Genomic DNA, 12807 nt, shown 5'->3' with positions numbered 1-12807 from the left:
TGGTTGAGGCTTACCCAGCCCGCTTCACCGTGCCCTTATAGTTGCCATTACCACCCTTTTTGGGGCCGTAATTGCGGGCAGGTGCGCCGGGGTCGCGGCGGTTTTCGCTACGTGCGGCAAAGGCGCGGTCGGCAGTGGGACGACGATCACCCGCAGGCGCATTGTCACTGCATGGACGGGCGTCGCGGCCGCCTTCACTCCTGCCTTCACGACTGCCGTCGCGCGGGCCGATGGCGGGCTGCCACCCCCCTTGCGGCGCGTGCGTGCGGTTGCGGGTTTCGCCGTTCAATCCAGTGCCGCCATTATTGCCGCCAAGCTTTTTGCCAGCATAGTTCGTCCGTCCGCCGCCGGGCTGACCACCACCGCGACCGCCACGGGCCTGTTGCGGTTTTTTATCGGCAACGGGGGGTGGCAAGGCTGCGACGGCTGCACGGAAGCCTTCGGGAAGGCCAAGCGTCATCGCGCGTACGCCCGTCAGACGCTCAATATCCTTCATATAACCGCGCTCATCACCGGCAACGAAGCTCATCGCCACGCCTTCACGGCCGGCACGCGCCGTGCGGCCAATGCGGTGGACATATTGTTCCGGCACATTGGGCAGTTCAAAGTTGAACACATGGCTCACGCCGGGGACGTCAATGCCGCGTGCCGCAATGTCGGTGGCCACGAGGATTTTGATCTTGCCATCACGGAACGCTTGCAGCGCAGCGGTACGCTGACCCTGTGATTTGTTGCCGTGGATCGCGGCGGATTGAATGCCAGCGCCCGCCAACCCACGCACAACGCGGTCCGCGCCATGTTTTGTGCGGGTGAAAACCAGCGCACGGTCAATCTCTTCGCTTTGCAATTTCAGCGTCAGCAATGTCTGCTTTTCGCGTTGCTCGACAAAGGTCACAAATTGCTCAACGCGCTCTGCCGTTGTCGCTGCAGGCGCAACCGAAACACGGACAGGGTTGTTGAGGAAACGGTTGCCAAGCTCGGCAATCGCCTTTGGCATTGTCGCTGAAAAGAACAATGTCTGACGCTGCTTTGGCAATAATTGGTCAATACGCTTCAGCGCGTGAATGAAACCCAAGTCCATCATCTGGTCAGCTTCATCGAGGACAAAGATTTCAACGTCCTTCAACGTCACCGTGCGTTGTTCGATCAGGTCGATCAAGCGGCCGGGCGTGGCGACAAGAATATCGACGCCGCCGGCAAGACGCTTTTTCTGGCTGAAAATCGGCATGCCGCCAAAAACGCAATCGACCTTCAGGCCCAAAAACTTGCCATAAGTGCGGAAGCTGTCGGCGATTTGCGCCGCGAGTTCGCGGGTCGGCGACAGAACAAGCATCCGGCAGCTATATTGCTGACGCGCCTTGGGCTTGGTGGCGAAATGGTGGAGTGACGGCAACGCAAAGGCAGCGGTCTTACCCGTTCCGGTCTGCGCGATACCGCATAGATCGCGGCCCTCAAGCAAGGATGGAATGGCCTGTTGCTGAATGGGCGTTGGCGTATCATAGCCAGCCGCCTCAAGCGCCTTAAGGATAGGTTGGGCAAGGCCCAGGTCTTGGAAAAAAGACATTTTTATACTTTCAAAATAGTCGTCGCGGCCCGTCATGCGCGTCCTTTCATCAGGACCGCACAGGCGCAACAGCAGGTGTTCGGGCGCAGCTTATGCTGACCCGTTGGAAACAACCCTGCGTGATATGGGAAGCCTCTAAGCTTACGCATCTTGTTCGTTTGGCGGAGCCTGTATCAAGGCCCTCACGCTGCCAAAACTGCGGCGGTATTGTCCGCTCGCCTCATGCGCTTGGGGGGCCTATGGCGAAACTGCGGCGAAAACGCAAGTTATTTGTCCGCTCGCGCAATAATCGGTCGCAGGCGCCCGCTAAAGATGCATGAAGTCGCGGTCGAAACTTTTCAAATGCGCGCCGCCGTCAACAAAAATGACTTGCCCGCTAACGTCCTGCGCTTGGGCGAGATACACGACAGCGTCCGCCACAGCCGATGGTGATGGCAATGCGCCCAAGGGCATCATCTGCGCGAGCCGGGTTTCTTGCTCTGCGGTATAATCATCGGTTGCAATGACAAGACCGGGGGCAACGCCATTGTAACGCGCGCGCCCAGCGAAGGATGCGGCCATGGACCGGACCGACGCCGCCAGCGCTTGTTTCGACAAAGTGTAACTCATCTGGTCATGGTGCGGATTGACCACGCGTTGATCGAGGATATTGACGATGGCGGGGCGGGCCTGCTGGCCAGCGGTTTGCACAAGGGCCTGACCTAACAATAATGGCGCAAACACATTCAACCGGAAATGCGCCTCCAACGTTGCCAGCGTCATCGTCTGCCAGTCGTCTTGCCCGAACATCGCCGCATTGTTCACCAAAAGGTCGGGTGTGCGACCGAAATAAGCGGCAATCATGCCCAGAAGCTTGGCCGGATCGCCCGTGCTGAGGTCAAAAGTGAAGGCGTGCCATTCGCTTGCATGCGCCTGCAGCGCCGCTACCAAAGCTGCCTCGGGCGGCGTATCCATATGGCTCACTAAAGCCAGCGCATAGCCAGCGCTCGCGAGTTTCGCCGCAATCGCTGCGCCCAGCCTGCGCTTGCCGCCGGTCACGATTGCAAGCGGTCTGTCTGTCACTTGCGGCCCCGCGACATGGTAATGCCAATCGCCTCATTATCTTCGGCAATCGCCAACTTGACGATTTTGACGACGATGTTGCTGATACGCGGGTCGTCAGCGAACAGAGTGTCCATGATATGGTCGGCCACCGCCTCAATCAGCGTGAAGTGCACGCCTTCAGGCAATTTTGTCGCCGCTTCTTTCAACGTCATATAATTTTTAGAAGCCGACAAGGGCGTATCCGGCGCATAATGCGGGAAAATATCCAGCGTGGTGCTGATCGATATGCGCAGCGGTTGCGGCAGATGCGTTTCTTGGCTGTAAATACCCGTCAGGACATGGACAACAAGATCGTGCACTTCAAGAATTAAACTGTCGTTCATATCACTCCTTAACGCGACCAGCGGGCGAAGATGGCAGTGGGCAACAAATTGCCCCTGCCTTGTTCGCGCACCGCCAGTTCGCCAAATTCAACTTTGCCACCAAGGTCGGCAAAATGCGATTCCAATAGCCCGCCCAATGCCAGCGCAGACATGCGCACGGCGTAGACGGTTAAAAACAAAAATTTCGATTCCGCATCCAACAGCTTGCGGCAATTGGCGATCAGTTCCGGCAAGTCCACTTCAAGCCGCCACACTTCGCCTTCGGGACCACGGCCATATTTGGGTGGGTCCAACAATATGCCGTCATAGCGTTTTTCCCGGCGCACTTCGCGGGCAACGAATTTGGCGGCGTCATCGACGATCCAGCGGATAGGGCGGTCTGCCATGCCAGACATTTCGGCATTGGCCCGCGCTTGCCCAACCGATTTCTTGGACGCATCGACATGCACCATCTGTGCGCCAGCGGCGGACAAAGCGAGCGTGCCAACGCCGGTATAGCCGAACAGGTTCATGGCAACTGGGTCGGTAACGCCCGCCAATTGCTCCCGCATCCAACGCCATACCGGGTCCATATCTGGGAAGAATCCTAAATGGCGAAACGGTGTGCAGGACGCCGTAAAATGCACTTCGTCATTCCACGACAAGGGCCATCCATCCACGGGTACAGGTTTGTTGTTATACCAACGACCGCCGCCATCATCGTCTGATCCGGGAATAAATTCAGCGTCGGCGGGCCATTCTTCCAAGGCCGGCGCCCACATCGCTTGCGGTTCTGGGCGGATGAAATGGCGGTCGCCATAAGATTCATACTTGCGGCCATGACCGGAATCGATCAGGGTATAATCGCTGCGCGGCTCGCTGATCAGGGTGACGAAATCCCGCTCCATATTCAACGCGTGGCGCGCGCCAACACATAATCCCGCACGGCGTCATATTCGCCGGGCAGAACGTCAAAGCGTTCTTCGCGGTCAAATAATTGCGCAACGCGCGCGGGCAGTGCGGGGCGTATCCCCGTGGCATTTTCAACCGCGTCGGGGAATTTGGCTGGATGCGCGGTCGCCAATGTCACGACAGGCACATCGGGGCGGATGCCAGCGGCACGGGCGGCATGCAAAGCGATGGCGGTGTGCGGATCAATAATTTGGTCGGTGGCGCCATAGGCCCAACGCATGGCCGCAGACATCTGCTCGGCATCGGTGCGCGCGCTGGTCAGCAACGCCGCATTTTTGCGCATGTCGGACGACAGCACCATCTTGCCCATTTGTTCAAACCATTTCATCCGCGCGCCTGTGGTCGCCCCATCGCGGCCCTCCAGATCGAACAATAGACGTTCAAAATTGCTCGACACCTGAATATCCATCGATGGCGATGCTGTCGGGGTCACGCCAAGCACCGAATAGTCGCCTTTTGAAAGCGCGCGGTGCAAAATATCGTTGATGTTGGTGGCGACAATCAGGCGCTCAATAGGCAGACCCATTTGCGCGGCGACATAGCCCGCAAACACATCACCAAAATTTCCGGTCGGTACGGAAAATGCGACCTTGCGTTCGGGGCCGCCCAACCGAAGCGCGGCGTAGAAATAATAGACAACTTGCGCCATCAGGCGCGCCCAATTGATTGAATTGACCGCAGAGAGGGTCAGCGGACCATTCACATCCTTGTCGTTGAACATCCGCTTCACCATGGCTTGGGCGTCATCAAAGCTGCCGCCAATGGCGATGTTATGGACATTTGGCGCAAGAATAGTTGTCATCTGCCGCCGCTGCACATCGGACACGCGGTTGTGTGGATGGAGCATGAAAATCTCAATTTGCGAGCGTCCGGCAACGGCATCAATCGCGGCTGAACCGGTGTCGCCGGAGGTTGCACCGACAATCGTCAGTTTTGTATCCGTACCCGACAGAAAGCGTGCAAAAAACTGGCCAAGCAATTGCAGCGCCACGTCCTTGAACGCCAAGGTCGGGCCGTGGAAAAGCTCAAGCAACCAATGCTGGCCATCCAATTGCACCAGCGGCGTCACCGCTGTATGGGCGAAGGAGCCATAAGCCGTGGCGCACAGGCTTTTCAGCTCCGCCTCATCCAAAACCCCTTGGGTAAATGGGGCCATGACGCGCGCGGCCAGATCGACATAAGACAGTCCGCGCATCGCCGCGATCTCGTCCAGCGAAAATTGCGGCCAATGGCGTGGCACATAAAGCCCGCCGTCACGTGCCAAGCCCGTCAGCGTAACGCCTGCAAAATCAAGCACATCTGCGTTGCCGCGTGTGCTGATATATTCTGTTCTGTTATTCATCATAGCGGCTACGCGGTTAACCGCAGCGCCACATTTACGCAAGATTATTGCAAATCAGCGCGGACAAATTCTGCACATCTTTCGCCGATCATGATGCTTGGCGCATTGGTGTTTCCGGAAACAAGGCGCGGCATGATGCTGGCATCGGCCACATATAGCCCTTCTATGCCCCGATATTTCAGGCGCGCGTCCACAACATCATCGTCATTCGGCCCCATGCGGCAGGTGCCAACGGGGTGGTAGACCGTATCGGCGCGGCTGCGGATCAGGTCGTCCAATGCAGCGTCGTCATTGATATCAACCGGATGCCGATTCTGGCCATTATAGGCGGCAAGCGCCGGCGCTTCGAATATGCGGTGCATCGCGCGCACGCCGGCACGCAGCGTCGCTATGTCGCGGTCATCGCTTAAAAAGGCCGGATCAATGACCGGTGCAACTTTGGCGTCCGATGAGGACAAACGCACAGTGCCGCGGCTTTCAGGGCGCAGAACGCAGGCGTGGCAGCTAAAGCCGTGGCCTTTCACTTTGGACCGGCCATGGTCTTCCAACATTGCAGGCACGAAATGATATTGGATATCAGGTGCTGGCAAGCTTGGGTCCGAACGCCAGAATCCGCCCGCCTCGGCAAAGCAAGTTGTCATCACGCCGGTGCGCTTGCGGCGATGTTCGATGATAGCCTTAACCATCTTGGCCGTGCCAGCGAGCGAATCACCGAAGAAATCATCTTTGGATTCGGTTTTGAAGCTGGAAACATAATCGATATGGTCTTGCAGGTCGGAACCAATCGCCGCCTTGTCATGGACAACGTCCACGCCAACACTGCGCAAATGTTCGGCCGGACCCATGCCCGATAACATCAGTATCTGTGGTGAGCCAAATGCGCCTGCCGATAAAATAACGGCGCCGCGCGCTTTAATCGTCCGGCGTTTGCGACCCTGACGAATGACCACGCCCGTGGCGCGGCCATTTTCGACGACGATTTTTTCGGTCAGCGCGCCCGTCAGTATCTCCATATGGTCACGCGCCGGCTCGACATAAGCGCGCGCGGCGGTCCAGCGTTCGCCGCCTTTTTGCGTAACCTGATACAGGCCAAAGCCGTCCTGCGTCGCGCCGTTGAAGTCGGCATTGATAGGCAATTGCAATTCGGCAGCGGCTTCCACAAAGGCGCGGCTGCCCGCTTGCGGCCAATGTTGATCGGAAACCGACAGTGGCCCGCCCGCCCCGTGAAAAGCATCAGCGCCGCGTTCATTATCTTCACAGCGTTTGAAATAGGGCAAGACATCGTCATAAGACCAACCATCGCAGCCCAAGGCAGCCCAATTGTCATAGTCATATTTATGGCCCCGAATGTAGACCATCGCGTTGATCGCGCTGGATCCGCCAAGGCCCTTTCCGCGCGGTTGGTAACCCGTGCGGCCATTCAGCCCTTTTTGCGGGACGGTTTCATATTTATAATTGGACCCATTGCGGATGAACGGCATGAAGCCGGGCGTCTTGATCAACATGTTATTGTTCGTGCCGCCCGCCTCAATCAAGCAGACTGTATATTTGCCACCCTCGGATAGCCGTCCGGCGGCTGCGCTGCCGGCTGAACCACCGCCAATAACAATGATGTCGAATTCGTCCATATCGCCTGCTCCCTCTAACCGAAGAGTTTAAGCGGACGATTAATTACTGGCAAGGGTGTAAATAGGCTATGCGTGCCCAGTCGGGTCGGCTTTGGCTTGCTGGCTTTCCAGCCATTGCGCACGGATGCTGTCCGACGTGTCCCGGCTGCCATCATGGCTCCAGCCCGGCGGGCGCCACAGATAGGAAAATTTATGCCGCCATGGTGCGGACCATACATCTTGGGCGATGCCGATCCATTCATGAAACACGCTCCACAACAGGTTGAACGTGCCCAATTGCTTGACGATGCCGTAGCGGATTTTCTCGCCTTCTACTTCCTCGGTAAAGGTGCCGAACATCCGGTCCCAGATGATGAAGGTCCCGGCGTAATTCTGGTCCAGATAACGCGGGTTGGTCGCGTGATGGACGCGATGATGGCTGGGCGTGTTCATGATATATTCGACCCAGCGCGGGAATTTGTAAATTGCCTCGGTGTGGATCCAGAACTGATAAATGAGATTGAACGCGCCGACGAACAATAGCATCGCGGGATGAAAGCCCAGAAATGCCAAAGGTATCCGGAAGATAAAACCAAGCGCGATAAAGCCAGTCCATGTTTGGCGCAAAGCCGTCGATAGATTGTAATGCTGGCTGCTGTGATGGTTTACATGGCTTGCCCAGAACCAGCGGACGCGGTGCCCCGACCGGTGCGCCCAATAATAAGCAAGATCATCGAGCACAAAGCATAAGGGCCATGCCCACCAGACCCAGCCGATATCGAAAAAGCGATGTTCATATATCCACATGGCAAGGCTGAACACCAGCGCGCCGGTCAATGCGCCGGCGACGGTGCTACCCGTGCCCAAGGCAAGCGATGTCAGCGTATCGCGCGGTTCATATTTCTCTGGCGCGCGCCGACGCGCCCACAGCATCTCTGCAACGATCAGGAAGATGAACGCCGGAACGGCATAATCAATTGGGTTGAACAGTTCAGGCATAATTACGTCCGATATTCAAATGGCGCAGGCCAGCCGCCCAATGCGATGCTTGCGCACCCAGATGGAGCGTCACCGAGCCAAAGCTTTTCTCGCCCGTGCTGATGGTGAGAAAATTTTGGTCAAGCCGCGCTTCATTATGATGGTCCAGCAACCGCCCGGCCCATTGCACCCCATGTCGCCGTACCAAAAGGTGCCGACCGTCGGCATCGCGCATCAATGCGGCCATGCCCGCTTTATCAATGGCGATTTCCACCGGATCAAATCCGCATAAAGTTTCTTGCGCAATTGCGCGCGCTTGCTCTTCGCTGCCTATGCGGACGTCGCCACCGAGTTTCCAGAATCGCGCAAGCCACGCGATGAACACAATCGCGGCGATGGACCCTGCCAGCTTAAGCAATTCGGCCGTCACGAAGCCCGCCCGCGCAGCATATCCATCATCGCGGTCACAGGCGTTAGATCATAACCGGCATCCGCAGCCTTTTCGGCCAACACCGCAGGATGTTCCCCCTTGGACGCCTGCGCCAAGGCCCAAAGCAACGTCGAGCGTGTGCCGGAGCGGCAATAGGCCAAGATTTTACCGTCCGTCTTTGCCAGCGCTTCGGCCATGGCGGTCACTTGCCATTCGGCAAAGCCAGCATGGGTGACCGGAATGGCGACATAATCCAACCCGGCGGCACGCGCGGCGATTTCAATCTCTCCACCGGGCGTTTGATCGGCGGTCTCATCTTCGGGGCGGTTGTTGATGATAAGTGTTACGCCCGCTTGCGCAGCATCCATCACGTCACCAACTGTAATTTGCGGGGCGACAAGGATGCGGTCTGTAAGTTGGCGAAACATCTGAAAAGTCCTGTGATAAAATCGCCATAGCCGACGATAATCTACCTGCCATATTTTAATCCGCAATCGATGACAAGGCGGGACAATGCTGCGATAAACTTCCGTCCTAAAATTGTGCAATTACCGACAGAAATTCTGCGCCATAGGCCTCCAGCTTTCGCGCGCCGACGCCGCTGATCCGGCCCAAGGCACGGATATCGGCTGGCCGAGTCAGCGCCATTTCGCGCAAGGTTGCATCGTGGAAAATGACATAAGGCGGCACGCCGACATTTTCGGCCAATGCCCGGCGTTTGGCGCGCAAGGCCTCAAATAACGGATTGCCAATGGGGTTGTCGGGGCGGCCACCACGGCGTTTATTGCCGGGTTTCACCATAGCAATCTCAATCTTTTGATCGCCACGCATGATGATGCGGGCATCGCCCCCAAGTTTCAGGCCGCCATGTTCGTTGGCGATAAGAGCGCCGCGCGCCTGCAAGGCACGGGACAAAGGCTTCAGCATCGCGGCCTCGTCCCTGTTCACAATGCCAAATACCGAAAGCTGGTCATGCCCGAATTGCGTGATCCGCTCGTCTGTACTGCCCGTTAGGACCTTTTCCAAATGCCCCATGCCGAACCTTTGACCCGTCCGATAGGCGGCGGAGAGCAATTTGCGGGACAGTTCGGTCACGTCGTGCACGTCGGGCGCATGCAGGCAATTGTCGCAATTGCCGCAAGATTCAGGCGGACTTTCGCCAAAGTGACGCAGCAGCACCGCGCGGCGGCAGCCGGGGGTTTCCACCAAATGCGACAATGCGGCCACGCGCGCCAACTCCGTTTCACGCCGTTCAGGCGGTAACTCGCTCAAGCGTCCGCGCGCACGGGTGAAATCACCTGCTGACCACAGCATATGCGCCACCGCCGGGTCCCCATCGCGCCCCGCCCGGCCGCTTTCCTGATAATAAGATTCAATCGATTTTGGCAGGCCAGCATGCACGACAAAGCGGACATCGGGCTTGTCGATACCCATGCCGAATGCGACCGTTGCGACCATGACCATGTCTTCGGAGGACACAAATTCGGCCTGCGCACGGGCGCGTGTCTGTGGTTCCATGCCGGCATGATAATATAAAGCCCTTCGGCCGGTCTGGGCAATCTGGGCGGCGATTTTTTCGGTGCGGTCGCGGGTTTGGGCATAGACAATGCCTGCACCCTGCAAGCCTTTGACCAATGCCGCGATGCCGCTGTTCGGGGCGGCTTCGGCGATATAGCGGATGTTGGGGCGGTCAAAACCGGCCACCATGACGCCATCTTTGGCTATGCCCAATTGTTCGGCAATATCATCGCGCGTGTGGGTGTCGGCGGTGGCGGTCAGCGCCAAGCGCGGCACATGGGCAAAGTCATCCAGCAATGGCCGTAACAAACGATAATCCGGCCGGAAATCATGGCCCCATTCGGACACGCAATGCGCCTCATCAATCGCAAAAAGGGATATCTTCGTTTCGCGCAGCAGGCTGCGAAATTCTTGCCCTGAGGCCCGTTCCGGCGCGACATATAATAGGTCAAGTTCGCCTGCACGGAACCGTGATATGGTTTCGGCGCGATTGTCGTCGGCGGATGTCAATGTCGCGGCGCGAATGCCGACGGCATCGGCGGCGCGCATTTGGTCATGCATCAGCGCGATCAGCGGCGATATGACAATGCAGGTGCCATCCATGATCACGGCGGGCAGTTGATAGCAAAGCGACTTGCCCGCGCCCGTTGGCATGATCGCCAGCGTCCGCTGACCCGCCAGAACGCGCGTAACCACCTGTTCCTGTTGCCCGCGAAAGCCAGCAAAGCCGAACAAGCGGTGCAAAACATCGGCTGGCGTGGGGGAGGGAGCGACGGAGGCCATTTGAAAGCCCTAGCGTGACCGACGTGCCAATGACAGAGCCGACATGCCTGTGGTTCAAGACGCTTGTGGATAGCGCGAGATTTTACGCGGCGGGAATGGCCTCTTCCTCGGCTTCGGTTTGCTGGCGTGCCCACATATCGGCGTATAGACCATTTTTGCGCAGCAATTGCAGGTGCGTGCCTTTCTCCGCCACGCGACCCGCTTCAAGCACAAGGATCTGATCCGCGTTCACGACGGTCGAAAGTCGGTGCGCGATGATGATTGTGGTGCGGCGTTCCGAAATGCGTTCCAGCGTGGCCTGAATTTCGGCTTCCGTGCGGCTGTCCAAGGCGCTGGTCGCTTCGTCCAAGATCAGCACCGGCGGATTTTTCAGCAAGGTGCGGGCAATCGCCACGCGCTGCTTTTCACCACCGGATAGTTTTAAGCCGCGCTCGCCAACCTTGGCGGCATATTGGTCGGGCAGCGATTCAATGAAGCCATGGATCGATGCCCCGCGCGCGGCCTCTTCGATCTCGTCCTGATTGGCGCCTTCGCGGCCATAGCCGATATTATAGCCAATGGTGTCGTTGAACAGCACCGTATCTTGCGGAACGATGCCGATGGCGCTGCGCAGGCTGGACTGGGTGACATCGCGCAGATCTTGCCCATCGATGGTGATACGCCCGCCGGTGATATCATAAAATCGATAGAGCAAACGCGCGATGGTCGATTTGCCCGCGCCCGATGGGCCAACAACGGCCAAGGTGTGGCCGGGCTTTATGTCGAAGCTGACCCCCTTTAATATTTGCCGTTCGGCATCATAAGCGAAATGCACATCGTCAAACACCACCGCGCCGCCATGGATCGCCAGCGCGGGCGCATTTGGTTTGTCGGTGATTTCGGCGGGCGTATCGATAAGTGCAAACATCGCGGCCATATCCGTGAGGCCCTGGCGTATTGTGCGATACACCATGCCCAACATGTCCAATGGCCGGAATAGCTGCGCCAATAATGTATTCACGGTGACAACGTCACCGGTTGTGAACTGACCCCGCGACCAACCCCACACGACATAACCCATCGCGCCGGCCATCATCAGGTTGGTGATCAGCGATTGCCCGATGTTCAGCGCAGCGAGCGAGTTTTCCGATTTGACGGCGGCATTGGCATAATGATGCACGACCTCAGCATAGCGGCGGGTTTCGCGCTTCTCTGCGTTAAAATATTTGACCGTTTCATAGTTTAAAAGGCTGTCGACGGACTTGGCAACGGTTTGCGTGTCGAGCTCGTTCATTTCCTCGCGCAATTTGTTGCGCCAGTTGGTGATCAGCGTCGTGTAAACAATGTAGCTGACGACCATGATCAGCGTGGCAATGACCATGCCCCAGCCAAATGAAATCTTGAAATAAACGGAGACTAAAAACAGCTCTAGCAGGGTAGGTGCGATGTTGAACAACAGGAAATAGAGCATGATGTCGATGCTCTTGGTCCCGCGTTCAATCACCTTTGTCACGGCGCCGGTGCGGCGGTTCATGTGGAACCGCATCGACAGATCGTGCAAATGGCTGAAGACATTTTCGGCGAGACGGCGCGTCGCTTCTTGGCCGACGCGTTCGAACACGATGTTGCGCAAATTGTCGAATAACACTCCGCCAAAACGGGCACCCGCATAAGCGGCGACCAATGCGACGGCGATGGCGACGCCGTCTTCCATGCCCGGCACCATGCGGTCGATGGCTTGGCCGTAAAGCCATGCCATGCTGAGCTGGATGAGTTTTGAGACAATCACCAGCAATAAGGCAAAGACGATACGGACACGCAAACCCGTTTCGTTTTTCGGCCATAAATACGGCAAGAATCGCCGCATGACGGCGAAATCCGGCTTTGTATCAGGGGTGGGGTCTAATGGCGGCACAGGGGCCATATAGTTATTTTAGGGCAAAGCACAAAGGCCCATCACGCCTTGTTCGACAGCAGCAGCCAAGTCGCAACGCCGTTTATGGCGGTGTAGGCGGTGTAGAGGAGCAATACCGATAAGGATCCTGCATGCGCCAACCACATCGCGCCGATGAGCAACGCCAGTTCAATGGCATAGCTTCCATAAGGGCCGAAATGCCGACCGAAAGTACGCTTGGTCTCTTCGACGATCGGGTGCCCAGATTCTGCCACCGCTTTGTGCATAGAAAAATTGGCTATGCCCAATATAAAGCAGATGGTTAGAAACATAG

The 12807-nt window shown here is 57.4% G+C and carries 12 protein-coding genes; all 12 read right to left on the bottom strand.

The genetic code is table 11. From position 1 onward, the window contains the following. Positions 1-10: 10 nt before the first annotated feature. The 12 genes from Q0O07_RS08520 to Q0O07_RS08465 all read right to left on the bottom strand — a co-directional run bounded on the left by Q0O07_RS08520 (position 11) and on the right by Q0O07_RS08465 (position 12805). Positions 11-1564: a DEAD/DEAH box helicase gene (locus Q0O07_RS08520; RefSeq protein WP_295492507.1), complete on the bottom strand. Its 1554-nt coding sequence runs from the start codon at positions 1562-1564 to the stop codon at positions 11-13. Positions 1565-1870: 306 nt separating this feature from the next. Continuing rightward, positions 1871-2626 (bottom strand): SDR family oxidoreductase, encoded by a 756-nt coding sequence (locus Q0O07_RS08515; RefSeq protein ID WP_295492505.1) that lies wholly within the window; start codon positions 2624-2626, stop codon positions 1871-1873. Then, positions 2623-2991: a dihydroneopterin aldolase gene (locus Q0O07_RS08510; RefSeq protein ID WP_295492503.1), complete on the bottom strand. Its 369-nt coding sequence runs from the start codon at positions 2989-2991 to the stop codon at positions 2623-2625. The genes Q0O07_RS08515 and Q0O07_RS08510 overlap by 4 nt, the downstream gene beginning before the upstream one ends. Before the next feature lie 8 nt (positions 2992-2999). Then, positions 3000-3878: a class I SAM-dependent methyltransferase gene (locus tag Q0O07_RS08505; protein ID WP_295492501.1), complete on the bottom strand. Its 879-nt coding sequence runs from the start codon at positions 3876-3878 to the stop codon at positions 3000-3002. A 2-nt stretch (positions 3879-3880) separates the two neighbouring features. Further along, complete coding sequence (gene thrC / locus Q0O07_RS08500) at positions 3881-5287, bottom strand: threonine synthase (protein WP_295492499.1); 1407 nt, start codon at positions 5285-5287, stop codon at positions 3881-3883. A 41-nt stretch (positions 5288-5328) separates the two neighbouring features. Then, the gene (locus Q0O07_RS08495) at positions 5329-6912 is read right to left on the bottom strand and encodes a GMC family oxidoreductase (protein ID WP_295492497.1); all 1584 of its coding nucleotides are present in this window, start codon (positions 6910-6912) and stop codon (positions 5329-5331) included. Between the two features lie 66 nt (positions 6913-6978). Continuing rightward, positions 6979-7890 (bottom strand): sterol desaturase family protein, encoded by a 912-nt coding sequence (locus Q0O07_RS08490; RefSeq protein ID WP_295492495.1) that lies wholly within the window; start codon positions 7888-7890, stop codon positions 6979-6981. Next, positions 7883-8299, bottom strand: coding sequence for a hypothetical protein (locus Q0O07_RS08485; RefSeq protein ID WP_295492493.1), 417 nt, complete (start codon positions 8297-8299; stop codon positions 7883-7885). Before Q0O07_RS08485 ends, Q0O07_RS08490 begins: the two co-directional genes overlap by 8 nt. Next, complete coding sequence (locus tag Q0O07_RS08480; protein WP_295492491.1) at positions 8296-8727, bottom strand: TIGR01244 family sulfur transferase; 432 nt, start codon at positions 8725-8727, stop codon at positions 8296-8298. The genes Q0O07_RS08485 and Q0O07_RS08480 overlap by 4 nt, the downstream gene beginning before the upstream one ends. Positions 8728-8833: 106 nt before the next feature. Then, positions 8834-10600 (bottom strand): DNA helicase RecQ, encoded by a 1767-nt coding sequence (recQ, locus tag Q0O07_RS08475; protein ID WP_295492489.1) that lies wholly within the window; start codon positions 10598-10600, stop codon positions 8834-8836. An 82-nt stretch (positions 10601-10682) separates the two neighbouring features. Further along, a complete protein-coding gene (locus Q0O07_RS08470; RefSeq protein WP_295492487.1) occupies positions 10683-12503 on the bottom strand; it encodes an ABC transporter ATP-binding protein/permease in 1821 nt (606 codons plus the stop codon). Between the two features lie 32 nt (positions 12504-12535). Next, positions 12536-12805: a hypothetical protein gene (locus Q0O07_RS08465; RefSeq protein ID WP_295492485.1), complete on the bottom strand. Its 270-nt coding sequence runs from the start codon at positions 12803-12805 to the stop codon at positions 12536-12538. Between the last annotated feature and the right edge of the window lie 2 nt (positions 12806-12807).

The organism is Sphingorhabdus sp. EL138, from assembly GCF_945890115.1.
Lineage (GTDB): Bacteria > Pseudomonadota > Alphaproteobacteria > Sphingomonadales > Sphingomonadaceae > Sphingorhabdus_B.
Note: the sequence above shows the minus strand (reverse complement) of the source record. Positions and strands in the feature narration are given on the sequence as shown.

What these genes read in the sequence shown, in the direction of transcription:
- Q0O07_RS08520 (WP_295492507.1), bottom strand. Translation starts at nt 1,564, where the DNA reads ATGTCTTTTTTCCAAGACCTGGGCCTTGCCCAACCTATCCTTAAGGCG.
- Q0O07_RS08495 (WP_295492497.1), bottom strand. Translation starts at nt 6,912, where the DNA reads ATGGACGAATTCGACATCATTGTTATTGGCGGTGGTTCAGCCGGCAGC.
- Q0O07_RS08505 (WP_295492501.1), bottom strand. Translation starts at nt 3,878, where the DNA reads ATGGAGCGGGATTTCGTCACCCTGATCAGCGAGCCGCGCAGCGATTAT.
- Q0O07_RS08510 (WP_295492503.1), bottom strand. Translation starts at nt 2,991, where the DNA reads ATGAACGACAGTTTAATTCTTGAAGTGCACGATCTTGTTGTCCATGTC.
- thrC (WP_295492499.1), bottom strand. Translation starts at nt 5,287, where the DNA reads ATGATGAATAACAGAACAGAATATATCAGCACACGCGGCAACGCAGAT.
- Q0O07_RS08490 (WP_295492495.1), bottom strand. Translation starts at nt 7,890, where the DNA reads ATGCCTGAACTGTTCAACCCAATTGATTATGCCGTTCCGGCGTTCATC.
- Q0O07_RS08480 (WP_295492491.1), bottom strand. Translation starts at nt 8,727, where the DNA reads ATGTTTCGCCAACTTACAGACCGCATCCTTGTCGCCCCGCAAATTACA.
- recQ (WP_295492489.1), bottom strand. Translation starts at nt 10,600, where the DNA reads ATGGCCTCCGTCGCTCCCTCCCCCACGCCAGCCGATGTTTTGCACCGC.
- Q0O07_RS08465 (WP_295492485.1), bottom strand. Translation starts at nt 12,805, where the DNA reads ATGTTTCTAACCATCTGCTTTATATTGGGCATAGCCAATTTTTCTATG.
- Q0O07_RS08470 (WP_295492487.1), bottom strand. Translation starts at nt 12,503, where the DNA reads ATGGCCCCTGTGCCGCCATTAGACCCCACCCCTGATACAAAGCCGGAT.